Origin of the sequence: Empedobacter sp. UBA5924, from assembly GCF_002431085.1 — a bacterium.
GTDB classification, from domain to species: Bacteria; Bacteroidota; Bacteroidia; order Flavobacteriales; family Weeksellaceae; genus Empedobacter; species Empedobacter falsenii_B.
Genome location: NZ_DJDM01000056.1, coordinates 1 through 23748, shown reverse-complemented (window position 1 = coordinate 23748; position 23748 = coordinate 1). Strand labels below are relative to the sequence as shown.

29 protein-coding genes are annotated in these 23748 nt (G+C 36.7%); 12 read left to right on the top strand and 17 right to left on the bottom strand.

The window, feature by feature from the left end:
- Window positions 1-44 precede the first annotated feature (44 nt).
- Window positions 45-338 carry a pyridoxamine 5'-phosphate oxidase family protein gene (locus B3792_RS13995; RefSeq protein WP_291070006.1) on the top strand — a complete coding sequence of 98 codons (294 nt, stop codon included), beginning with the start codon at window positions 45-47 and terminating at the stop codon, window positions 336-338.
- A gap of 131 nt (window positions 339-469) precedes the next feature.
- On the opposite strand, the gene B3792_RS13990 is transcribed toward B3792_RS13995, so the two are convergent.
- The 13 genes from B3792_RS13990 to mobA form a co-directional block, all read right to left on the bottom strand.
- A complete protein-coding gene (locus tag B3792_RS13990; RefSeq protein WP_291070004.1) occupies window positions 470-922 on the bottom strand; it encodes a DNA-binding response regulator in 453 nt (150 codons plus the stop codon).
- A 100-nt stretch (window positions 923-1022) separates the two neighbouring features.
- Window positions 1023-1868, bottom strand: coding sequence for an RteC domain-containing protein (locus B3792_RS13985; protein ID WP_291070002.1), 846 nt, complete (start codon window positions 1866-1868; stop codon window positions 1023-1025).
- 135 nt (window positions 1869-2003) lie between these two features.
- Window positions 2004-2915: a patatin-like phospholipase family protein gene (locus B3792_RS13980; protein WP_291070000.1), complete on the bottom strand. Its 912-nt coding sequence runs from the start codon at window positions 2913-2915 to the stop codon at window positions 2004-2006.
- Between the two features lie 18 nt (window positions 2916-2933).
- Window positions 2934-3539: a TetR/AcrR family transcriptional regulator gene (locus B3792_RS13975; RefSeq protein WP_291069998.1), complete on the bottom strand. Its 606-nt coding sequence runs from the start codon at window positions 3537-3539 to the stop codon at window positions 2934-2936.
- A gap of 4 nt (window positions 3540-3543) precedes the next feature.
- The gene (locus B3792_RS13970) at window positions 3544-5142 is read right to left on the bottom strand and encodes an MFS transporter (protein WP_291069996.1); all 1599 of its coding nucleotides are present in this window, start codon (window positions 5140-5142) and stop codon (window positions 3544-3546) included.
- A 5-nt stretch (window positions 5143-5147) separates the two neighbouring features.
- Complete coding sequence (locus B3792_RS13965) at window positions 5148-6203, bottom strand: HlyD family secretion protein (RefSeq protein ID WP_291069994.1); 1056 nt, start codon at window positions 6201-6203, stop codon at window positions 5148-5150.
- A gap of 14 nt (window positions 6204-6217) precedes the next feature.
- The gene (locus B3792_RS13960; RefSeq protein WP_291069992.1) at window positions 6218-7558 is read right to left on the bottom strand and encodes a TolC family protein; all 1341 of its coding nucleotides are present in this window, start codon (window positions 7556-7558) and stop codon (window positions 6218-6220) included.
- A 27-nt stretch (window positions 7559-7585) separates the two neighbouring features.
- Window positions 7586-8224: a DUF2652 domain-containing protein gene (locus B3792_RS13955; protein WP_291069989.1), complete on the bottom strand. Its 639-nt coding sequence runs from the start codon at window positions 8222-8224 to the stop codon at window positions 7586-7588.
- A 355-nt stretch (window positions 8225-8579) separates the two neighbouring features.
- The gene (locus tag B3792_RS13950; RefSeq protein ID WP_291069987.1) at window positions 8580-9305 is read right to left on the bottom strand and encodes an SIP domain-containing protein; all 726 of its coding nucleotides are present in this window, start codon (window positions 9303-9305) and stop codon (window positions 8580-8582) included.
- A 68-nt stretch (window positions 9306-9373) separates the two neighbouring features.
- Window positions 9374-9946: a Crp/Fnr family transcriptional regulator gene (locus tag B3792_RS13945; RefSeq protein WP_291069985.1), complete on the bottom strand. Its 573-nt coding sequence runs from the start codon at window positions 9944-9946 to the stop codon at window positions 9374-9376.
- Window positions 9947-9984: 38 nt separating this feature from the next.
- The gene (locus B3792_RS13940) at window positions 9985-10866 is read right to left on the bottom strand and encodes a helix-turn-helix domain-containing protein (protein ID WP_291069983.1); all 882 of its coding nucleotides are present in this window, start codon (window positions 10864-10866) and stop codon (window positions 9985-9987) included.
- Window positions 10867-11117: 251 nt separating this feature from the next.
- Window positions 11118-12383 (bottom strand): conjugal transfer protein MobB, encoded by a 1266-nt coding sequence (gene mobB, locus B3792_RS13935; protein WP_291069981.1) that lies wholly within the window; start codon window positions 12381-12383, stop codon window positions 11118-11120.
- A 6-nt stretch (window positions 12384-12389) separates the two neighbouring features.
- A complete protein-coding gene (gene mobA / locus B3792_RS13930) occupies window positions 12390-12824 on the bottom strand; it encodes a conjugal transfer protein MobA (RefSeq protein ID WP_291069980.1) in 435 nt (144 codons plus the stop codon).
- A gap of 522 nt (window positions 12825-13346) precedes the next feature.
- Between mobA and B3792_RS13925 the strand changes: the two genes are divergently transcribed.
- The 5 genes from B3792_RS13925 to B3792_RS13905 all read left to right on the top strand — a co-directional run bounded on the left by B3792_RS13925 (window position 13347) and on the right by B3792_RS13905 (window position 15973).
- Window positions 13347-14114 (top strand): ParA family protein, encoded by a 768-nt coding sequence (locus tag B3792_RS13925; RefSeq protein ID WP_291069977.1) that lies wholly within the window; start codon window positions 13347-13349, stop codon window positions 14112-14114.
- 12 nt (window positions 14115-14126) lie between these two features.
- Complete coding sequence (locus tag B3792_RS13920; protein ID WP_291069975.1) at window positions 14127-14528, top strand: DUF3408 domain-containing protein; 402 nt, start codon at window positions 14127-14129, stop codon at window positions 14526-14528.
- Window positions 14529-14917: 389 nt separating this feature from the next.
- The gene (locus B3792_RS13915) at window positions 14918-15298 is read left to right on the top strand and encodes a hypothetical protein (RefSeq protein ID WP_291069973.1); all 381 of its coding nucleotides are present in this window, start codon (window positions 14918-14920) and stop codon (window positions 15296-15298) included.
- A gap of 100 nt (window positions 15299-15398) precedes the next feature.
- Complete coding sequence (locus B3792_RS13910) at window positions 15399-15695, top strand: helix-turn-helix domain-containing protein (protein ID WP_291069971.1); 297 nt, start codon at window positions 15399-15401, stop codon at window positions 15693-15695.
- Window positions 15692-15973, top strand: a complete 282-nt coding sequence (locus B3792_RS13905; RefSeq protein ID WP_034979496.1) for a helix-turn-helix domain-containing protein — start codon at window positions 15692-15694, stop codon at window positions 15971-15973. The genes B3792_RS13910 and B3792_RS13905 overlap by 4 nt, the downstream gene beginning before the upstream one ends.
- 113 nt (window positions 15974-16086) lie before the next feature.
- Here B3792_RS13905 and B3792_RS13900 read toward each other — a convergent pair whose 3' ends face one another.
- A complete protein-coding gene (locus tag B3792_RS13900) occupies window positions 16087-17337 on the bottom strand; it encodes a site-specific integrase (protein ID WP_291069962.1) in 1251 nt (416 codons plus the stop codon).
- Between the two features lie 223 nt (window positions 17338-17560).
- Between B3792_RS13900 and B3792_RS14165 the strand changes: the two genes are divergently transcribed.
- From B3792_RS14165 to B3792_RS13885, 4 genes are all read left to right on the top strand, one after another.
- Window positions 17561-17878: a pyridoxamine 5'-phosphate oxidase family protein gene (locus B3792_RS14165; protein ID WP_409450514.1), complete on the top strand. Its 318-nt coding sequence runs from the start codon at window positions 17561-17563 to the stop codon at window positions 17876-17878.
- A gap of 128 nt (window positions 17879-18006) precedes the next feature.
- Window positions 18007-18258 carry a GlsB/YeaQ/YmgE family stress response membrane protein gene (locus tag B3792_RS13895; RefSeq protein ID WP_019976198.1) on the top strand — a complete coding sequence of 84 codons (252 nt, stop codon included), beginning with the start codon at window positions 18007-18009 and terminating at the stop codon, window positions 18256-18258.
- A gap of 77 nt (window positions 18259-18335) precedes the next feature.
- On the top strand, window positions 18336-19331 hold the full coding sequence (locus B3792_RS13890; protein WP_291069960.1) for an SDR family NAD(P)-dependent oxidoreductase: 996 nt from the start codon (window positions 18336-18338) through the stop codon (window positions 19329-19331).
- A 195-nt stretch (window positions 19332-19526) separates the two neighbouring features.
- Window positions 19527-20120: a hypothetical protein gene (locus B3792_RS13885; protein ID WP_291069958.1), complete on the top strand. Its 594-nt coding sequence runs from the start codon at window positions 19527-19529 to the stop codon at window positions 20118-20120.
- A gap of 33 nt (window positions 20121-20153) precedes the next feature.
- Here B3792_RS13885 and B3792_RS13880 read toward each other — a convergent pair whose 3' ends face one another.
- The 3 genes from B3792_RS13880 to B3792_RS13870 form a co-directional block, all read right to left on the bottom strand.
- On the bottom strand, window positions 20154-20705 hold the full coding sequence (locus B3792_RS13880; RefSeq protein WP_291069956.1) for a ferritin: 552 nt from the start codon (window positions 20703-20705) through the stop codon (window positions 20154-20156).
- A gap of 119 nt (window positions 20706-20824) precedes the next feature.
- Window positions 20825-21211 carry a DoxX family protein gene (locus tag B3792_RS13875; RefSeq protein ID WP_291060003.1) on the bottom strand — a complete coding sequence of 129 codons (387 nt, stop codon included), beginning with the start codon at window positions 21209-21211 and terminating at the stop codon, window positions 20825-20827.
- A 98-nt stretch (window positions 21212-21309) separates the two neighbouring features.
- Window positions 21310-22524, bottom strand: a complete 1215-nt coding sequence (locus B3792_RS13870) for an NAD(P)/FAD-dependent oxidoreductase (RefSeq protein ID WP_291060001.1) — start codon at window positions 22522-22524, stop codon at window positions 21310-21312.
- A gap of 177 nt (window positions 22525-22701) precedes the next feature.
- Here B3792_RS13870 and B3792_RS13865 point away from each other — a divergent pair, with 177 nt between their 5' ends.
- Window positions 22702-23544 (top strand): alpha/beta fold hydrolase, encoded by an 843-nt coding sequence (locus B3792_RS13865; RefSeq protein WP_125350639.1) that lies wholly within the window; start codon window positions 22702-22704, stop codon window positions 23542-23544.
- Window positions 23545-23547: 3 nt separating this feature from the next.
- Window positions 23548-23676, top strand: coding sequence for a hypothetical protein (locus B3792_RS13860; RefSeq protein WP_260392044.1), 129 nt, complete (start codon window positions 23548-23550; stop codon window positions 23674-23676).
- Window positions 23677-23748 lie beyond the last annotated feature (72 nt).

Sequence of the window (23748 nt, the reverse complement as noted above, 5' to 3'; positions counted from 1 at the left end):
GAAAAATTGTTTTAATCACAATTCAGAAATAAAAAAATAAAATTATGGGAAATGCACAGTCACCGACAGAAAATTTGAGCGGAAATAAAGCCATTGAAAAGATAAAAACTATTGCTGAAACTGCCCGAACTTGCTTTTTTACCACCAATATTGGCGGTAATACTACAAGTAGACCAATGGCTCTTCAAGAAGTAGATGAGGCTGGTATCCTCTGGTTTTTGAGTGATGTTCGTTCACTGAAAAATGATGAAATTGAAGCCAATCCTAATGTAGAACTGTATTTTAAAGTTTTCAGGAAAAATCCCTATCAGTTGAATACAAGGCTCTTATGGGGATAATCAAAGAAGTCAGGTAACGATTTGGTAACGGTGCTTGTTGCTTTGTATTTCAACGTGTTTCCGTTCGCTCATTGCAAATATACATTTTTTGTCCAAACTTTACCTACAACGGAATAGAAAAAACAGTTGAGTTAGACCGTTTCTTTGTTGCTGAAATATTCCTGTGCAATTTTCGATACACCTACACTAAAATATCTTTTGCCATTGCAAGCCCCTATGATTGCTTTCTTAAAATCGTCTGTATCGCTACCAATAAGCAAATAACCGCTAACTCCGATTTTTAAAAGAGATATTACAGCTTCCTCGCTATCATCGTCACTATGGGCAATAAGATTTAAGTTTGGATATTTTGCTTTTAGTTCGTGGAGCTGTGTCAATACCTTGTTATCGAAAAAATCAAGGTCAACGATACAAACTTGGGGCAATTCTTCTAATGCTGATAATTGTGATAGCCCGCTCTCAATACTTTCCGAACGGAACAGTATATCAATTCCTGAAGCTACAAGGTTGTTGCAGATTATATCTATAATCGGGCTTTTATCATTGATAAACGCAATGCTGATTTGTTCGAGAGTGTTTGCCATAACTATTTCTATTACTTAGTTATACAAACTTACACAAATATCTCAAGGGTGTCTATTTATTGCCTATGGCAATTTAATGATTGGTTTGCGAAGTAGTCCTCTATAAATCTTTGTCCATATATTCTTCCAAAGAAGATTTCAATTGGTCTAAAAATGAGGTTCGGGAGCCGGCTCGATATTTCATTCGGTGGAAAGAATTGTGCAAGTCCCCCAAGGTAATCTGAAATAGCTTTTCCAAAACCAAACTGATTTTTCGTATTCCTATTTTACCGTACGAAAGTGAACCGTTCGCATACAGCGCATAAATCAGCTCTATTAAAGCATTTTTGGTATCTGTCCAAAGAACACCATCAGATGCAATATCCCTTGCAGAAAGAGAGCCTGCTATTTCATCATCGTTGATTTTTTGCAGTATGTAGGTATAGAGTAACTCATCGGCTATTATCCGAGCCACTTTGTTATCATAATAGGTGGAAAACAACGGGTCAATTTCAAAGACAAAACTATTTAGTCCATCGTGGAAATTGATGTTGCCTAACCTAAAGTAGGTTTCATCACGGTCGGTTCTTCCCGAACGATAATATCTGTAAAAATCTGAATTGTAGATATGTTCCCTGTATTCCTGTTTTAATTCCTGCAACTGTTCTGAAAAATAACTGGCATACATCTTTCCTCCGTCAACGGGACAAGCGGTCTGTATGCGAAATATCTTATTATGGTAAATAAGTTTGGAGAGAATGTATGGTTTAATGTTGCGGAAAAAATTGATTTCCTCCCATTGGTTTTTAAAGCCTTGTTTCGTAACATCCTCTCTTATAGACCATAAATATTCTTTCAGATATATGGTCATTTGGTATGCTTCATCAATCTCATTGGGGGAAGTGAGCGAAATAGCTTTTTCTTTTCGCTGTATCTCCGAGATAATATGATTTAATGATGATGCCATTTTAGTTGGTTTCTTTATTTACGGTGTCAATCTCCAATTCGTGGATTGCCGTTTCTAACTTATTCAGTATTTCGGTGTAAAATTGTTCCATACAGTTTATTTGAATTTTATGTGCGAGAGCCTAATTTATTGTGCTTATCTGACCATTTCCTTTATGTTTTTTTGTTGATGTTCTCTGTATTCGGCATATTTATATCCTTGTTTCCACCAGTTGGTCATAAGCTTTTTGTCAAACACGAGCGAATTTTCTGTTAGTTTGCTCGGGGTGTAGTAAAGGTTCAGGGTTACGTTTTTATTTAATGCCGATAACTTACCCTCAACAATATTACTTTGTTCTATTTGGTCTGATAAAAACCCTAAAAGATTGACGATAAGCGAAAAGGGGTTTTTACCGAGTACCTTATTATTTTCCATATTTTCAGATTCCAAAATAATAACATCTACATCGGTGGCTCCACGTCTTATGGCTTCCCTAACAGGAACTACAGCCCCGAAACCGCCATCGCCATATTCGCAATCATCACGGGTTACTAAACTCATAAAGGGAACGTAGTTGCAGGAAATCCACAGCCAATCGCAAAATTCCTCGTAATTACACTCTTTTATAGATTTATATTCAATCTCGTTTTTGGTAAAATTAGAAACCGTTATTACTAAATCCGTAGCGACATTTTTAGCTTCTTCATATACCTCTTTTGTGATTGTCTTTCTGATAAGCTTCCTCAAATTCTTGCTTTCTCCAAAGGTTCGTTTCTTCTTCACAAACTGTAATACGGTTGTTAAATAATTGATAGTAACATATTCACGATTATCTTTTTTCCGTATCACAAATGGATTTAAGTTGAAAATATCATTTTGATTAACGTTGGTATAAATATTATGCAAGGTGTCAATCTCTCCGATAGCTAAATGAGGGAGCAACAAACTTCCGGTAGAAGAACCAACATAAATATCATAGCTTCTATTTTGCTTTTGTATTAAATACTCGGCTACGCCTCCGGCGTAAGCTCCTTTACTTCCGCCTCCGGAAATGACAAGTGCACGCATAATTTTACAGCGGTATAATTAATTGGGGTTCAATTGAAAAAATAAAAGGAACCCCTTTGTTAAATAATTTTGGTCTATATACGAAATGACCTCTTCTATATCCTGCGCATTTTTATCTTCCCTTTCTTTATGTAATTTGATTTTATGAGAACGGAACAATTCCTTAACCATTCCAAAAATTGAATGGTACAGCAATTCGATTTTTTTGTTCGGGATTTCATTATGGGATTGTAGTCGCACAAGTGAACTAAAGTGTTTAAGATGTTTATCCTGAAACTTCCTGACCAACTTTTCCGAAGCTTCGGTAGAGAATTGGGATTGCTCTTTCAAATAGAGATGAAAAACCTTGTGTTGCAGGCATACTTCCGTGAAAGAATTTTTAATAAAATTTTTCACAAAAAGGTCATTTTCTGGAATATCACTTTTTATGCAAACAGAATTTAAAGCCTTTTCCATTTTTTTGAGTATAGTTAAATAAAGGTTTTCCTTGCTTCCAAAATGATAATTAATCACAGCACTGTTCATCTTCGCCTTAGCGGCAATATCACGTATCGTAGTTAAGGGATAACCTTTTTGGTAAAACATATCTTCGGCTGCTTGTAAAATACGGTCTTTAGAGTTCATAGCTTTACGATTGATTAAGTGCCATTTTAGCTTCCTTGGCCGTTTTGACTTTCATAATAATGGCAAAACAGCACAAGATAATCAGCACAACCCCGGTTACTATTGCCCCAATCATAAAGATTGACCGCATTGTTAGCAACTGGCTTTGAATACCTGATGATTTTGCAACCAACATATTTGATATTCCAATAGCCTCGCCACGTCCATAACCCTTTGATGCAAGAAAGGATTGATATAAATTTTGTCGTTGCATCAGCATTTCACTATCCGGTGTAAGACTGCCTAAAAAGTCATATTTATACTTTTGATTGAAATACAATTGTAAGGTATAAAGCCCACATATTGAATTAAGGCTCGCAAAGAAGCGGGCATAGGCACAAACTATTATCGCTGTCATTCCCGTACTTTTGGGTACGCTTGCCGCACAAAAGATGGTAATGGGAACAAACAAAAATCCGCAAGCCAAACCTTGCAGAAAAACAGGAAAGCAAAGTTCATAAAATGAAAGGTCTGGTGTTAATCTGAAATACATCCAAAGGTGGTAAATACACAACACCAAAAAGCCGATTAAAAGAAGCTTTGGCAGATTTTGCTTTTTTTTGAGAATTACCTTAAGGGCTATAAGTGTAGCTATCACAACCCCTATAATATTATACATTCCGGCATTCACTACATCGGCTGAGTTCCAGCCAAGTACCATTGAGGAATAACCATAGATAAGATTAATACTATCCTTTATGCCCCAAAATGCCAGCATTAAAATAATGGCAAAAATAAACTTGCCATATTTAAAGACATTCAGGTCAATTAACGGTCGTTTGATAGTCGCTTTTCGGTAAAGAAAAAGGCATATAGATACTACGGCAAAAATGGACACATATAATATAAGTGGGTCGGACAACCAATATCTTTTCGCTCCGTATATAAACACAAACGTAGAAGCTACTGCTCCAAACGTAAATAAGATACAGCCAATCCAATCAACCTGATATAGTGGAAAAGGCTTCACGGCTCTTTTCTTTTTAAATATTGTGATACAAATAATGGCGGCAATGATTTGTAGCCCGATAAGACCATAATAAACTGCCTTCCAGTCAGTTCTTAATACAACCCACGAAGCCCCTATGCCAATTATAAGTCCGCAAGTAAGCACTAAAGAGAAAAAAATAGAAACCCCTACAAGCATTCTTTTTTCTTCGGGTAGTGTAGAAAACAAAATAATAAGCACACAACCTGCTACAATACTGGTGGTCACTCCGATAAAAAACCGCAGGACTGAAAAAACAATCAAATCTTGTGTTAGCAGACAGCCGATATTAAGCAGTATGCCTGCCAAAAAAGCGGCTACAAGATAAATACGGGTATTAAAATACCGTTGTGTCCGGAACTGTATGGGTAAGAAACAAACAATGCCTGCGTAAGCAATCTGAAAGGCAAAAGAAATATCTTCTGTTTGTGCACCATAAAAAGATACAACGTGTGCCTGTATAATACCGAATGACGCAAATTGAGCCATTGCGGCAAACAAAATGAGGATTAGACCAATCCTCGCCAGACCGGGACGGGAGCTTATCCGGTTGTTAAAATATATATTCGGCGTCATCAGGTTTATTTTTTAGCTTTTTTTATTTTGACATTTACATTCATACCCGCTTTAAGCTCATCTGTATTATTATCTGTAAATGTTATTTTTACAGGAATACGCTGAACTATTTTCACGAAATTTCCTGTTGAATTATCTGCCGGTAATAAGGAAAACTTTGAACCCGTAGAGGCAGATATGGCTTCGATTTTACCGTGAAACGTTTTGCCGGGGATAGCATCAACCTCTATTTCCACAGGCTGACCTATATACATTCCGTTTACCTGTGTTTCTTTAAAATTGGCGGTAATCCATTTATCGTTTGTATTGACAATAGAAACCAATGGTTGCCCTGCCTGCACCTGTTGTCCCTCTAAAATACTCTTTCTTCCTGTATAGCCATTGTAGGGAGAAGTGATAACCGTATAACTTAAATTAAGCCTTGCCAAATCCACTAAGGCTTCGGCACGTTTACGTGCTGCAAATAGTGAACTGTACTTTGCTTGCAGTTCGCGGACTTTTGCATTTCCTGTTTTAAGACCGTTTATAGTAGCATTGTAATTGTTTTTTGCAACGTCATACCTGGTTTTTACTTGCTCATAATCAGCTAATGTTACGGCTTCTTCTTCCAGCAGGTTTTTGAACCTTTTTACGTCCTGTTCCTGCTGCCATAGCGTTGCCTTTGCAGCATTGATTTGGTCTTGATTGATAAGCGTAGAGGTTTCTGCGGAATGAATGCCTGCGGTTAATATTTCCTGCTGTGCTTTGGTGTCTTCCAGCATAGCTTCCGCTTCTTTTACTTTTTGCAGGTATTCCCTGTCATCCAAAATAACAAGCGTATCTCCCTGTTTCACTTTTTGATGCTCCTCAAAAAGAACAGTTTTTATAAATCCACCGGCTCTTGCAGAAACAGGGTTGATAAACGATTCAACCTGTGCATCATTGGTGTCTTCATAATTGCTTGAATACATAAGGTATTTCACAAAATAGATAATCGCAACTACGGCAATAACGATTACGACCCAAGTTGTAATCTTGCTTATAATGGCAGAGCTTTTGGAATTTTTATTTTTTTGTTTCATTTCATTTCTTTGTTTTAAAGTTTTCCTGTTATAAAAAGTAATCGGTAATAGATGGATAAGGCTGCGATGTTTGCCTGTATATAATTGAATTTGGCTTCGTACAAAAGATTGTCAGCTTCCAAAAGGTCGGTTAGCAAACTAAGCTGGTTGGAATACTTTGCATTCTGTATCTTATAGTTCGCTTCTGCCTGCTCAATGGATTTTTCAATGACCGACATTCTGTTTGTAGCTTCGGAATATTTTGTAATTAAAGCCGTTACTTCTTGTTGCACATTGTCCTCAATCCATTCTTTTTGCTGCTTCAGTTCATCTTCCCTTATAAGTGAAGCCTTGACCTTGTTTTTATTTTGATATAGTGATGATATATCATAGGTTGCCTTTATGCCTACAAGCCCAACCGCAAAGGTTTGCGGCTGTGGAGGGAAAACAAGTGTATTGGGATAGTTAAATCCGTAACCACCGAATAAGTTGATGGATGGTAGGTTAAAGGATTTCGTCAGCTTCGTGCGGGTTTCCTGAAGCTGTATATTCTTCTGTACTTTCAAAATCGAGAAAGTTTCGGAATAGTTGCCAAGCAACTGTTCAACTTCCATAATTTTTGGAAGATTCAAGGAAGCGGTGTCTTCAATAATAATCTTAGTCGAATTATCTAAATTCAGAAGCATTTTTAGCTTTTGAATACCAATTTGATAGTCATTTTTGTTTGAGGTCTGGTTTAATTGAATATTGGACAGGGCAACATCAGCTCTCAAGAGGTCGCTCTTTGTTACCTTGCCATTTGTATAAAAGGCGTTAATGTTCTTTAATCGGGTATCTGCCCTTGCTTCCTGTTCTTTTAACAGCTTTTCCTGATAATAATAGCGCACCATATCAAGGTATTGCACTGCTACTTGCAAACCGATATTGGCTTCCTGTTCTTTAAGATTGATGTTCGCCAGTTCGTTTTTGTATTTAGAAGCTGTGATGATCGATTTTTGCCGTCCACCCGAATACAGATTGAATGATGCTTCCAAACCCAAAGCTCCTGCATTGGCATTTGGCGGTTTGGGTATGGTGTGCGATTCTCCTAATACATCCTCAAAGAGTGTTACGTCACTGTAACGCTGGTAGGATGCGTTTGTAAGCACACGGGGCAACACGCCCATTTTCGCATCATTTATTTCCGCCTGAGTTGCAGCTATTTCATTCTTGAATACTCCTACCAGCTTGTTCGATGTTTTGGATTGATTAATTGCTTCATTTATTGAAAGGCTGACAATTGTGCTGTCCGAAGTCTGTGCTTTAAGGCTGGGAGCAATGGCTATCAAACATAACCCAAGCATTATAAATCTTGATTTTTTTTCTTGGCGTATCATTTTTATTTATTAAATTATTTTTAGTTGCTAATCGGGGTTTTCATTTTTTCGTTCGTGAAATACATTTCCTTTCAACAGTTCTATGTCGTACAAAAAGTAAGTAAAAGACAGTCCACCAATCTTGGTCGTTCTCTGTATTACCCATTCAGGCAGTATTATTTCGTTTGCTTTTTGACTTTGTAATTGATGAAGAAAATCGTTTGTTATTAGAATATAGTTGTTGCTTGGAATATTATTTTTAAGCAAATTGTGGGCATCCACAATGGCTACTCCGTAAAGTTTTCTAAACCCATAAAGTTTATATTCAGTAATAACCCCATAGTGAACTATCAATTTCAAAGAAAGGTCGGGAATCAGAAAGAGGCGACCTCCGGTTAATTCATAAAGTTTCTTTTTGAACGCAATGAGCATCAACTCATATTGGTTCATTAAATCTTTTAGTGTAGGTAATATGCCGTATCTATAAAAAAGGATAGCATCTCCCTCAATTTCAGAAACCTTTAGGTTTAAAATATTGGCGTTTAATATCGTTGAAAGCAATTCGGATATGATTTCCTTTCCCAACCTAATGTCAAAATGGTGTACGAACTTGGTAAAACCGCTTATATCAGGAATGAATACCATACCTAAATGCTCTTCGTTTTTCTTATTGAGGGTTCTTGCCATATCTTTATTCTCTTTTGGTTGCCGAACGGATGTCTTGCTTTTTCATCGCTTGAATAATCCATTTGCAAATTTACCTGCCGTTTTATATGGAAAGTCCTACTTTTCCCCTGATTTGGTGGACAAAACACTTATTTGCTCAACATACTTATTCTATTGGCACTTCTTATGATGAATGGCAACGACCGTTTTATTGGATTTCGCTTTGAAGTATTCTTTTTGCTTTTGCAGGAGGGTAAAATGAGGAACACGAAAGTTATATTTAATGGTTCGTCAAATGATTCAGCAAATTATTGGAAAAGAAAAAGCCCCGAATTTTCGGGGCTGATTAATTGCAAAAAGTTGGTTTTATAAAAAACTACTCCAACCCTTTCTTTTCAGGATTCCAAAAAGGTTTGGTTTTTATCTGTTTGGTTTCCCATTGGAGTTCTTTTCTGAAAAATTGGTTTAAGGCTACACAAATCCTGCTATCGCCACCAATGTAAACCATTTTTTTTCCTTTCATATTAGGAACGATTTCTTTAATCTTACGGATAATTTCTTTATAAGGATTTTGGGGCATTTCATAAAAACTGAATGGTTTTGTGCCGTCAATATCTGCAAACAGTTCGTTTAGTTTTTCGCTGTATAGAATGCTTTCCACTTTTTTGTCTTTTGGAAGATTTCGGTTAATAATGTAGAGATGTGATAACGCAGACAAATCGCCAATCATCAAATAGCTGTCTGCGGAATTATCTATGATAAAATTTCCCTTTTTCCATTTAAAAAAGACTTTATCGCCAGCATTACATTGCTCTGCCCATTCAGCTCCAATCCCGTTGCTGTGCGTAGCTATGGCAATTTCCATAGTTCCATTGAACTTATCAATATCCCAAACACTGTAACTTCTCACTTTGTCTTTTAAAGTAACATCATTGTTTTCAATTCCAATACCTAACCGTAAAAAATATCCTGCCATAAAATCAGCACTTTTTATGCTTTCATTTTTTAGCCGTATCTGATAAACTGTTTCGGAAAGTTTGGTTTTATTTTCAATCGTCGCTTCCTGAAGTATCATTTTCAGCAAGTTTTCAACTATCCCCATATTTATATTTATTTATGCAAAGGTGCTTTAATAAATCTCATTATCCTTTGACCTATGTCAAAATCGTATTATTTAGATTTCAATCGGCTCAATGTTTCTTCCCGAATATCCAGATAGGAAGCCAGTATCCTGTTTGAAAGACGTTGGATTAAGATTGGGTTTTCTTTCAAAACATTGTCGTACCGTTGTTTGGCAGTAAGGGTAACCAAATGTTCAACTCTTTTGCTTTGGAATGAATAAGCCATTTCCAAAATCCGTTGGTAGAACGTTCTCCAATTAGGCATTTCAGTATTCAGGCGGTAAAAATCGGAATGATTGATAGCTAACAGCACCGTATCGTCAAGGGCTTCTATATATTCAATGGACGGATTTTGCGAAATGAAGCTCGTTAATGCCGTTCCCAAATTCATATCGCTGTCAAGCATTATATACCTCGTTTTTTCATAGCCGTTCTTATCTATGAAAAATATCCTGACACAACCTGTATGAATGAAATAAAACTCATTGCAGACAATTCCCTCTTTCAGCAAAACGGTGTTTTTTTGAACGGTTTTATTTTTGAAGCAATCCGTTATTTTGTTAAGCTCGTCTTCATCAAAATCAGCGAATTGTTTGAGTACGATTTTTAAGTTATCTATCATTCTGTTTACAGATAAATTTACGGTCGCAGAAACTTCCGTTATCTTTTTATGGTATTTTGTGATTTAAAATCCTTGCGAAATTGACCGGGAGAAACAGTGGTCAATTTGCTAAAGATTCTATTAAAATATTTGGGGTCATCATATCCTAATTCAGTTGCAATCTCCTTTATGCTAAGGTCTGTATAGGATAATAATCGTTGGCTTTCCCTAAGCATTTCTTGCTGGATAAAATAGGTTGCCTTGAAGCCTGTTACTGATTTTATGGTGTCGTTTAGATAGGTGGTTGAATAATGCATCAATCCGGCATAATCGCTCGGCTTCTTTAAATCACGGTAATGGCTCCTTACAAGTCCTTTATATTTTTTCGCAAGTTCAATTTTTCGTTGGGAATGGTGCTTTGACAAAGATTCGGCCGTTGCCTGAAAAGCTGATGCTATTTTATAAATACAAGGCATTGTCAAAGAATATACCGCAGACTTATGAAAGCTGGCGAATGTGTAATCGTTATACGTATTGAACAGTAAGTTAAAATATTCCAAGTACCATTGAAGGTCTGACTGCGAAAGTGATAAGAGCGGTTCTTTAAGCAAAGAGTCTTCAATCATTAGCCGTGCATTATCATCTACAATTTTATTGTCCAGAAATAATATCCACCCTTTGCTATTGGTATCAAAATGTATCGCTCGTTGAATTTGTCCCGGAAAAAGAAATAACAGTTTTTCTTTTTTGATTTCTACCATTTTAAAATCAACCAAAAGTTTTGCCTGACCTGTTGTCAGGATTATACATATAAAATGGTCGTTGCGGTGCAGCTCACTTATACTGTCCAGGAGCAGGGAAATATAAGAGTTATCAATCTTGTCAATACGAACTCCTGATATATTGTCTTTTAATTGCCAAACGGGTATGGTACGTTTCATAATCTGAAGAATAGAAAGTACAAATTTACCTCCATTTTCAGATAAAACATCCTCTTTTTGCCATTATTTAGTGTACAAAACACTTATCTATGTCATTTTTTGGGCGTTGATTTTATTAGACTATATTTCACAACTAACGTGATTATCCTCAGATATAATTGGATATTCTAAACATTGTGAAAAGTGAAATAAAGTACATCAAAATGTTCCGAATTTACAGCACCGCCTCTCATACCATTGTATTTCCAACATTACAATCCTCTACCTTTCTTCTTTTTCTTCTTCATTCGTTTGGTAAACTGTTCTTCCTCGTAATCTTCGTCCTGTGCATCAGGTAGCAAACTGAACAATCCCAAATCGGAACTGTGCGAACGCTCCTGTGGGATAAACTCAAAAAGGTCTTTCGTTGGCAAATCATCTATTGTATTCGTTTTGGAAACAGGGTTGTCCTGTATTTTTAATTCGGGCTTGTTTCCGTTGTTCCACCAATCGTTGAATACATTAGCTGATAGGTTTCTGTCTAACTGTGAACCATTCCAAACACTACGGCTCTCGTGGTCGATGAAAGTCACTCCGTAAACCCGTCCGTTGTCGTTTCTGCGAAAAACCGTGTTAATACCGTGTTCGGTCAATTGTTTTCTAAATTCTATTTCGTTGCTTGTCGTGTGCATAGCCAATTCAACGGTATTCTTTAAAACTAACCTTGCAGAATTGGTTTTCATTTTCTCTTTTGACTGTTCAAAGTGTTTTTGCAGTTGTGCAACTCCTGCGTCTTTTCCGAATAGCGATGCCTTAAATGGATTGCTTACCTTGTTTCCTTTCTCGTCCAATGCTACATACACCAATCCGTTTACCGGCTGACCGTTCCGCTCGCCTTTGACTTCTTCCGCTGTAATGTTGAACAGCGACAATAAAGCATTATAGCTTCCCATAGTCGGAAAGCTGTAATACTTCGGCAGATGCCGTACTACCGAAGCAATCTGACTTTTGATGTCGCCTTTGTGGTAATCCACAGGTTTGAAAACTTTATTGCCCTGTTTCTGCTCTTGTTCGGTTGCCTTATGCAAATTGTATTTCGTTTCCAAATCCCGACAGATAGCCATTGAGCGTGGGTGGTCGTAATCATCGGGGATTTTCTTTCCGTCAATGCCCACACAGGTCGAAACGATATGTATATGCGTTCGGTCTATATCCGTATGTTTGAAAACAATATAAGGCTGATTGCCGTAGCCCATACGTTCCATATATTCCTGTGCCATTTCGGTAAACTGTTCATCGCTGACCCCGTCTTTCGAGTCGGGGTTCAGCGATATATGACGAACCGTCTTTTCTGTTTTGATATTTGCCGACAAATATGGCTCAAAACATTTATTAAAATAGGCTACGGAGTACCGACCGTCCACCGTGTCGGGTATCTTGTTCAGCAACAGAACCGCTCCGTTTTCCGTTTCTACTTTCTGCTGATTGTACAAAATCGCTCCGTACATATTGCTCCCTTTTCCGATTTTTGCAATCATCACTTTCTACTCTTTATTCAGATACTTCTCTTCAAATTCCTGTGTCAAACGGATGACCTCTTTAGTAACTTTTACCAATTCAATGGTTTCTTTTTCCAATTTAAAAAGGTATGTTCCTGCTTTTTTCTCTGAAAAATTGCGGTACAATATCTTCACAATCTGGTTGTAATTTGTTCCGATTGCTCTGAATTGGCTAAAAAATCGGGTCAATCTTTCGTGATATTCTACTGCATTCATATCAATTTTTACGGTCTTTACCGTCTTCTGAAAGATACAGGCTGTGATGAAATGGGCGATTACTTTCATATCTGACTGGTCAAAAAGGGCAAGAAATTTGGCATTATCCTCTGCGTTCAGGTTGATGGAATACCGATGAACCGCAGGGTCAATCTTCGGTTTTCTTCCTGTTTTCCTAATCTGTTTACTGTTCTTTTCTTCCATAATAAATCCATTTCTAATGTTAAACAAAACTGCGACTTCGGAGCGGTTTCCAGCCCCCTGCAAGGGCAAGTGCTTTTGAGGTACGGAAATTCATTTCGAGGACCTCAAGAGATAACTTGCTCTGAACAGGGGTTCAGAAAAATCCGTTTTGCAAACGGATTGGAGTTAGCCGAGAAAAACAGTCTGGAACTGTTTTCATCGTATCCGTAAATACTTCGATTTTAAGGGATTAAACCTACTCCGTTATTCCTTTACAAAGTAAAGGAACAATCCATTTTCATCACTCGGACAAACACTGCCACTGAGCGCCAAACACTGCCATACTTCAATCATCGGATACTTTAATCGCTTTATTTGCCTTATCGTTTTAATGCAGGTAGGAAAATTAGGTTTGTGTAAAAGCATAAAGTTTTAAAAGTATAAAACTGTGAAAGCATTTTACTTTCTGCAAGGCTTACCGATTGCCCCAAAATATACCTGTGTGCAAAACGGATAAAATGTGCAACAATAAATTTTTGAATAATGGAAACAACAAAGAAAACTTTAAAAATCAGCTTCGCCACCCAAAAAGGCGGTGTGGGAAAATCAACGATGACAACCCTGTTGGCAAGTGTACTTCACTACCGCCTGGGCTACAATGTATTTGTAATGGACTGCGACTTTCCGCAACATAGCCTTACCCATTTACGTGAAAGGGATATGAAAACCATAATGCAGAACGAATACCACAAGCGAATGGCAATGAAACAGTTTCAAGCCATTAACAAAAAGGCATATCCGATTATCAGGTGCAAGGCTGATACCGCCTTGCAGACCGCTTCGGAACACGTAAGCCAATCGGCAGTTAAGCCCGATGTGATTTTCTTTGATTTGCCGGGAACGGCAAATACCAAAGGTGTTTTGACGACTTTAAAGAAAATGGACTTTATCTTCTCTCCGATGTCGGCAGACCGCTTGGTCGTGGAAAGTACATTGGGCTTTACAAAAGCATTTATCGGGCTTCCTCCGATTGAGGGCGAAAACAAAGGACAGGTAATGTGGCTGTTCTGGAATGGTGTGGACGGCAGGGAAAGAACAGGCGTGTACGAAGCCTATCAAAGCGTAATCAGACAGCTCAACCTTTCCGTAATGCAGTCAAGGATAATGGACAGTAAGCGTTTCCGAAAGGAGACGGACGACACAGGCAGTTATGTATTCAGGTCGAGCCTGCTACCTGCGGAAGTGCCGTTGATGAAAGCGACAAAATTGGATTTGTTTGTCGATGAGTTTTTAAAAATCGTTCAACTGTAAAAATATAGGATTATGGTTTCAGACAACATTAACGATGAATTTGCAAAGCCCGATGTAAATGAGGAATACCTTATGGGTATCATTGGCGGTGATGAGCCTGTTGCCCCGCCCAATGCCGACAAACAGGAAACACCAAAGACAGGCAAGCCCAAAGAGAAAGCCCGAAACAGTCCGTCTAAAAAAGTGGACTACGAGGAAAAATTTTTAGCCAATCGGTTTCCGTCCGGACGTAACGGAAAGGTAGTGTATATCCGTCCCGAATACCACGAAAGGTTAATCCGTATCGTCCAACTGACGAGGGAAGAAAAGACAACGCTGTATTCCTACATTGACAATATCCTCGAACACCATTTTGAGGAATTTGAGGAAATGATTTTGGCATTGTACAACAGTAAAACGAAGCCGTTGTTTTGATAGCGGTGTGTTGTTGGTTGGCAGTGCGTTCCTCCCTCTTAAAATTGTTTCCAAAAGAAAAAAACAGAAAAAAAGAAAGCCATTCAATCAAGGCGGACAAGCGGAAAAACCAAAAGGAAACGGAATAAGTCCCGAAGGGTGGCAGGGCAACACAACAACTCGGCGAAGCCACCTTATTTGCCCTGCCATTATGCCGTAAGCTTTTGGTTGGGCGGTGCGGTGGGTGTCCGCCTTACCTTTGCTACCTTTTTGTTCTTTTTTGGGTACATTTTTCAAATATGATTTTATCAAAATCAAAAAATGCCTTTGACCGCCAAAGACTGCCACTGAAAGCCAAAGGCAAATGAAGCATTTCCCTGTGTTCTATATTGGGCAAGAATTTTGAACCTATGGCACAAAAAGCATTAACCGATAAAGAGCGTAAAGAAAAAGAGCTGTCCGAGAAAAAAAAGGATGCCCCTTTTATGCAGGTCGATAAGAGCAGCGACCCGATTTCCAATTTCATTGCCAACCTTAAACGCCAGTTCAAGGAAACAAAGGGGTTGGGTCTGGGCAGGCTGTTTGGGGGCAAACGTAATGAACCGCAAAAACAGACCGCCGAACCTGAAAGCATTATAGGTGCGACAAAAACGGTGATGCGCTCGGACTTCAAAAACGATGAAAAAAAACAGACCGTACAGACGGGCAAAAAGCCTGCTTTAAAAATGGACAGCTCAATCAAAATGCAACAGGCTCGTCCAAAAAACAAGAAACCGAAGTTGGGATTATAGCCGAGTATTTGGCATCTGAACGCCAAATGCTACCTCTGACTGCTACATTGGAAAGCCTTGTATAAGTAGCTTCTATTTTTGAGGTTTAAATGATGTAGATATGGAAATAACAGTTTTGGACATTCAGATTTTAAAGGCTCTGCATAAGGAAGTAAAGGAAGTTTCCAATTTGATAGCGGAAATTACTGCACCCTACAAAGCATTGCAACAGGCAACGAAATGGCTCGACCAACAGGAAGCCTGCCAACTGCTCAACATAAGCAAACGCACGTTGCAGACATATAGGGCAAAAGGCATTCTTGGGGCAACGCAAATCAACCGGAAGACGTATTTCAGATTGTCCGAAGTGGAGTTACTTATGCAGGGAGAGCGACCATTAAAAAAGCAAAGGAGATGAAACAGATTGGAAATTCAAACGAGGATATGCTTGCCCTGCTCGAAGCTGTGGTAGGTATCAAAAATGAACTGCTGTATATCAGGGAATATTTCCACCCACTTTTAAAAGGGGAAATTTATCTGTCAGGCGAACAGGTTTGTGAGATGTTGCACATTAGCAAACGGACGTTGCAACAGTATAGAGATGACGGACTGATACCTTTTATCAAGCTCGAACGGAAAATTCTGTTTCGTGAAAGCGATATTATTAAGGTGTTGGAAGATAACTATCAGCGTTAGCCGATTAAATCGAAAGAGTGCTTTAAAACCGTAACCATATCGGTCGATTAAAGAAACAGCCCATTGCTTAAAAACAATGGGCTGTGCTGTTTTAGGGGAGTATGATATACTTCTTACAGGCTTGCCACAAAAGAGCGTTCCAAACCTTTAAATTTATGTGATACCTTTTGCATATCCTTTCCGACTTTCTCATTAAGTATCTTGGCATAAATCTGTGTAGTAGCAATATTCTTATGCCCTAACATTTTGCTCAAACTCTCCAACGGAACGCCCTCACTCAAAAACAACGTAGCAAACGTATGACGTGCCAAATGAAAGGTTACTTTCTTTTCTTTCAGGCAGTCTATTTGTTGGGATATTCCTTTTAATCTATCGTTACAGAAACTATTAGACGGAACAGGAAAAACCTTGCCGTCTTTTGCAATTCCTGCATACTTTTCGATAATCATTTTAGGAATATCCAATAGCATTACATTGGACGATGTGGCGGTTTTTCTCCTGCGTACAATAATCCATTGATTGCCGTCAAAGAACTCTTGGATATTGCTGTTTTTAAGACCTTTTATATCCGAATAGGAAAGCCCTGTAAAGCAACTGAAAACAAACAGGTCTTTGACCAATTCGTCTTTCTTTTTTTCGCAGTTGAACGTTACAAGCTGTTCCAACTCGTTCCGCAACAGATAGCCCCTGTCTTTGTCCTTTTTGGTGTTCTTGTATTCGCTGAACGGATTAAAAGCGAGGTGCTTTCTGTTCATCGCCAATCGGCAAAGCGTAGTAAACCCAATCATATAATTCCAAATAGTATTATGATTTAGGGTTAAATCGTCACGTAAATAGTAGTCGAAATCCTGTACAAAATTAGAAGTAAGGTCATTAAACATTACATCAGTATAACCGTATTTCACAAGGGCAAAATTCCGCAGGTGCTTTAAAAGCGTTTTGTATCTGCGGTGTGTGCCTTGTACCCGAAGTCCGCTGTTTACCTTTTTTTCAAAGTCTGCTATAAACTGTTCGTAGAATTTGAAAAAGGTCAGTTCTCCGCTTTCCATACCGAGAAAGGCATTTTTTAGTTTCGCACTGTTTACCGCTCCCTCGTTCTTTAGGATTTTGGAGTAACATTCCTCGATACCCAAACGTATCTTGTCAAGCTTGCCGTTTACCTCTTGGGCTTCCCTGCTTTTGCCTAAAACCCTGCCGTACTTCAAATCCCAATTCGATACGGAAATATCCAACTTGGTACTGAATGCGGACTGTTTGCCGTTCACGGTAATCCTGCACATAACCGTAACCTTTCCGTTTTTCTTTGGGGCGTTCTTTTTAAGGTAGAAAAGCACCTTAAACGTTGATTTTTTTGTCGTTTCCATACTCACAATTCTTAATGATAAAATTAAACCTATGTGAGCCACGGAACAATATGAAAAACTATGCAAAAAGCTGAAATACAGAATTTTAAAACGATTATTTTCGATGTTTAAAAGTAACGTTTTAGTAACCTTACTTTTGCCGAACCTCGCTTTTTCCTGCTTTTTCCCGCACTACCAAAAAATCATAAAACGGCTGTAAAGCCTTTATTTACAACCGTTTTACCTGTTTTTAATCTTTGATGTATTTTTACTGAAAATTTATTTTATAAATAATTCTAAATACGAATACATCTTTATTAAAGGAAAAGCCAGTGTTTCAAAAGATAAAACTTTAATTGATAAATATTGGACCAATTTTGCAAATGCTTGGTTTGATGGAAAAGACGATCCTAATATCAGTCTAATAAAAGTTTCGCCAAACGATGGGTATTATTACGAAACCAAAGACAATAAGTTTATTGCCATGTCGAAAATGCTTTTTGCCGCCGTTACAGGAAGTACAATTGAAGACGGAGGAATTGAAGGAGAACTGAAACTATAAAGAATAAATTATTGTCTTCTACAATGTTAATTAATTAAAGAAAAATGCAGAAACAAACTATTTATGGCATTGCATTTGAAATATTATTTTTATTAACGCAATTTATTAATTTTTAAAAATCACACATTATGGGAATTCTAACATGGATAATTTTCGGCCTTATAGCCGGAGCAATAGCAAAAGCAATACACCCTGGTAACGATCCAGGTGGTTGGATAGTAACAATAATTATTGGGATTATTGGAGCTGTTGTCGGTGGGTGGCTTGGATCGATGCTTTTAGGTGTCGATGTAAGCGGATTTAATATTTCTAGTTTTTTAGTTGCAATTGCTGGAGCAGTTTTATGTCTAGCAGTGTATAGAATGATTTCGAAAAAATAGACTGTCTAATTAACGATTAAAATACTGTAAAGTCTCAGAGCGCTGAGACTTTTTGTTTAATATTACTATTTATAATTATGAAAAATACAGTCATTGATTTAATTACTAAAACAGCGGTAATTACTGGCGCTTCTAGTGGTGTTGGCTTAGCTACAGCACACTTATTTGCTCAAAATGGATATCAATTGGTTTTGGCAGCACGAGGTGTAGAAGGTTTAGAAAAGGCGGTTTCAGAATGCAATGCTTTCGGTGGAAAAGCGGTTTATAAATCAACTGACGTTTCTAATGCAAATGAAGTAAAAGATTTAGTTGAATTTGCTCTGAAAGAATTTGGACGCATAGATGTGTGGGTGAATAATGCAGGTGTTATGGCAAGTGGAAAATTTGAGGAAATTCCTATGGACATAAACGAACAAGTAATCAAAACCAATTTAATGGGGTATATGCACGGAGCGTACTACGTTTTACCCGTTTTTAAAGAACAAAATCAAGGCATTTTAATTAATAATGTTTCCATTGGAGGATATATGCCAGCTCCATTTAGTTCGGTATATTCGGCAACTAAAACAGGAATAAAAGGGTTGATGAGTGGTTTACAAAGTGAGTATAGTGTGTATCCCGAAATTCATATTTGCAACGTTTATCCACAAGTTCAACAATCTACAGGAAATATGCATTCCGCTAAATTCTCAGGTTTAGATTTTAAAATACCTCCGTTTGCAGCCGATCCTAAAGATACCGCAAAGGTGCTATATAATTTAATAAACAAACCTAAAAATGATACCTTTCCAGACGCCACATCATTTATGTTAAAGCTTGCACATGGAGCTTTTCCAGAAACCTTTACCAATTTAGCAACAGGTGTTTTAAGGCTGATGATGAAGGTGAAAAAAGGAAAGGCTGATGAAGGTAATGTTTTACAACCTTCTACGGATCCACATGCTGTTTATGGAAAGATGGCTATTCCAGTACCAACAAAAACAAATCAAAAAATCATCGGAACATCGCTAGTATTCGCTGCAGGATTTTTTGTAGCGAAACATTTAAAAAATAAATCAAAAAAAACAAATTAATTTGAAACTGCTAAAATTCACATCCAAAGGTATTTATTGCATTCCAGGGAAGTTTTATATTGATCCTTGGCGACCTGTAGATTTAGCAGTTATCACGCATGGACATGCCGATCACGCCCGAAGTGGAATGAAAAAATATTTGTGTCATCATTTCACTAAACCTATTTTATTTTCAAGAATTGGTAGAAATATCGAATGCGAAAGTATTGGTTATGGCGAACAACTAACTATAAATGGGTTAAAGTTTCATTACATTCTGCAGGTCACATAATCGGCTCAGCACAAATTAGGATAGAGTATAAAGGTTATGTAAGCGTAATTTCTGGAGATTATAAATTGCAAGATGATGGGCTTTCTACGGCTTTTGAAGCTGTAAAATGCCACGAATTCATTACCGAAAGTACCTTCGGTCTTCCTGTTTACAATTGGCTTTCTGTGGCAGAACAAGAAAAAAACATACGTGATTGGGTAGATCATAATAGAGCGAAAGGAAAAACTTCGGTCTTTATAGGGGATTCTTTAGGGAAATCGCAGCGTATTATGAAAGCATTGGAGGGTATTGGAGAGTTAAATGTCCATTATTCCATTGCAAAATTGAATGAGGCTTACGAAAGTGTTGGTGTTACATTACCTGAGTACAAAACAATAGATTTACGTGATGACAAAAAGCATTTGGATGGAAAAATAATTTTGTTGCTACCTTCTTTGGTTGATAATCCAGTGATGAAGAAAATACCTAATATTTTCTCTTTATTTTCTAGCAATCAAAAATCCCTTAAGTTTTATTAAAATTAAGGGATTTTTGATTTTACAAGAATTAATTTATTCTGCTAATGGGTTGATTTGGTCTGCAGTAGGGAAATCTTGTCCAGTAGTCCCAATTGTTTTATTCAGTTCAAATTTTGCTGCATCCGACATTTTAGCTCCTCCTGCCAATTCAGCTTTGTCTAATAAATCAAGTGCTAATTTCTCTTCTTCTCTTTGTTCAGCAACCAACCATTGTAAGAAATTCCATGTAGCCCAATCCTCTTCATCCATGCTCATTTTGACAATTTTATAAATGGATTCTGTATTTTCAATTTCTTGTTTTAGAACAGCTTGAAAACACTCTAATACATTTTTTGGTTCAGGACCAGGTTTTTGTATAGCTTCGATTTTTACAATTCCTCCTCTTTCTTGAACGTATTCCATAACTTTAGCCATATGTACACGCTCTTCCTGTGAGTGTTTCATCATAAAATTTTTGATTCCATCTAATTGATTTTCGTCTGCCCAGCAAGCAAGCATCAAATACATTTGCGCAGAAAAGGCTTCTAAAGTGATTTGATCATTTAAAGCTTTTTGTAAATTTTTTGAAATTCTAGTTGTATTCATTTTTGTGATTATTTAGTTATGATATTTTAATTTGGAATTTTCAGACCAAACTATTAATTTAAATGTTAATACTTTCTAAAATATTGATGTATTCATATATTGATCTCTATTGAATATGGTTATTTTTGAGTTGATTTGATTGCCCAAAGCATGAGTAATGGTTGTAAAAATAGTCTTGCTAAACGCTTCTGATCCGTATCTAGACCAAATCCATTTCTATGATTTTTATATTGTGCCCAATTTCCAGGGAATACAGCAGCAAAAAATCCTGCAATAACTTTACCTACAAGTTCTTTCTTTTTGTCCGATACTAATATAATTGAACTACCAAGTGCTATTTCTACCACTCCTGAATATACCACAGTATCATCTTTATCTAAGGGCACCCAATTAGGAACTTGAGCTTTGAACTCTTTTCTCGCAATTGTTAAATGTGTAATACCAGCTACCACTAAAAAAGCACCTAGGCTATAACGAGCTATATTTTGTTTCGTATTCTTTTTCATAATTATATTTTATTTAGTATTTGCCGTCCAATTAGATCAAATAATCTTTCTGATTTTATGATTGTAGTTATAAAATATGAATAGAAATTTACTTTTAATTATTTAGTTGGTCGATCAAAACCAAAGGTTTCTAAGCGACTATCTTTTTGGTTAAGAATAATATTTTTTAAAACTTGAGCTGCAACCATCGAAAAAGTAATCCCATTTCCTCCATAACCTAATGCAAATAACGTTCGATCACCTTTTTTCCAAGGACCCATATAAGGTAAACCATCATTTGTGGAGCTAAAAGTTCCGCACCAAGCCATTTCGGTATTAAATTCAATTTCTGGATATAATCTGCTAAATTTACGTTCAAGAGTTCTAATTTTTGCTCGAAGTAAATCATCTCTTTTATCAGGATTTTGAAAATCTTCATCTTCACCACCAACTATCAATCGATTATCTTTTGTTGTTCGCATATAAAGATATGGTTCTGCTGTTTCCCATATTAAGCTACGATTTGGCCAAACCATTTTTTCATCAATTGGAGCCGAACAAATGGCGTAAGTAGATAATAAATTCATTACTTTTTTAGGTAGAAATTGACCTGCTTCAAAACCAGTTGCAACAATTACATACTTGCACGAAATAGTATGTCCATGCTCCGTCCATAGTTCGCAATTGTTCTTATTTTCGTTTATTTTTTCCACTTTTGTATGGGTAAAAATCTGTAATTGATGTTTTTCTTGATGATACTTTAATAAATTGATAGCGCCTTTATAAGCATCCATTTGTGCAGAAGTATCATTTTGTAAAGCAGCAATTCCATCAATATTTTGATAAGTTTTTAATTGTTTAGCATCTAAATACTTGACAGGCAAACCGACTTCTGTTCTTATTGTATATTCTTCATCTAACAATTTCACACCTTGCTGATTACTCGCTAATAAAACTGTAGGAACACGTGTAAAATCAGCATCAATATTAGTTTTTTTGAATATATTTTCTATATCTGTAATAGAATCCAAGCAATTGAAATAAGCATCAATAGCAATTTTTTTGGGAACAATATTTACTAATTTACTTAACGGGGTATCAATTTCATATTGTAATTGAGCAGTACTTGCTGCAGAACTTCCTGTAGAAATAGTTCGTTTATCGATAAGAGCGCATTCTACACCTGCTTCACATAATTCGTGCGCAACTAAAGCTCCTGTAATGCCGGAGCCAATTATAGCAACATCTATTTTAAAATCATTTCGAAGAGGATGATATAAATCAAAAAATTCGTTTTTAACAATCCAAAAAGGTAATCCAGAATGTAAATCCATAGTTGCGAACTTGTTTAAGTTGAAATTTAGTTACCTAAAAAATCAAGCCAAATTTTGATTGTTGACTTTTTTATTACAGAAATCGCTAATATTTCATAATTGGCTTAATGATTGTGATGAATATGATCATAATCTATCAGTTAGATTATTATTTATAAACCACTTAAAAATATTATTATGGCTAAATTAAAACGAAAAGATTATAAACTAAATTATATCGATTACGGTAATAAACTTGCTCAACCCGTTATTTTGATTCATGGTTGGCCGCTTAGTTTACAATCGTGGGAATATCAAATTCCTAAAATTGTAGAAGCTGGTTTTCGTTGTATTGCCTATGATCGAAAAGGTTTTGGAAAATCTTGTGCGACATGGGATCGTTACGATTATGATGCATTGGCTGAAGATTTACATGCCTTGATTGATGATTTACAATTGGAAAATGTTGTGTTAGTAGGTTTTTCGATGGGTGGAGGAGAAGTTGTGCGTTATATTGCCAATTATGGAAACAGTAATATTTCGAAAATAGCATTGATCAGTTCAATTATTCCACTCGTAAAACAAACTGATGATAACGAACACGGCGTTCCACAAAAAGACTTAGATCAGATTGTTCATCAACTTGAAACAAATCGTTTAGAATTTTTAGAAGGTTTTCATAAAGGTTTTTATAATCATGGCTTGTTAAAAAAATCTGTAAGCAAAGAACAATTAGATTTTGATTTTTCGGTTGCTTCGCATGCTTCACCTATTGCAACTTTGAGAGCTGCACGCTCTTGGATGGACACAGATTTTAGAGCTGAATGTAAAATGATAGATGTTCCAACATTAATTATTCATGGAAAAGAGGATCAAACTGTACCAATTAAAACAGCTGGAGATCAAGCTGCAAAATTGATCGCGAAATCGACTTACATTGTGTATGACGATGCGCCGCATGGATTGAATATAACTCATAAAGAACAGTTGAATATGGATTTGATTGAGTTTTTGTTAAATATCGAACATAAAAAAGAGTAGAAGATGGGAAAAGTAAATAAAACAATTGTTTCTAGTTTGGCAATTGCTGGTTTAGGAGGACTTTGCTATGCTTGGCTTAATTTTAGAAAAGTAAAAATACCAACTTATGTAGAAGGTTGTTTTAGTTTTTGATCAAAACAATAATGTTGATAATCAATCCAAACAGAATTTTGATGTAAATCATTGTGGGTACGTCATATCCTC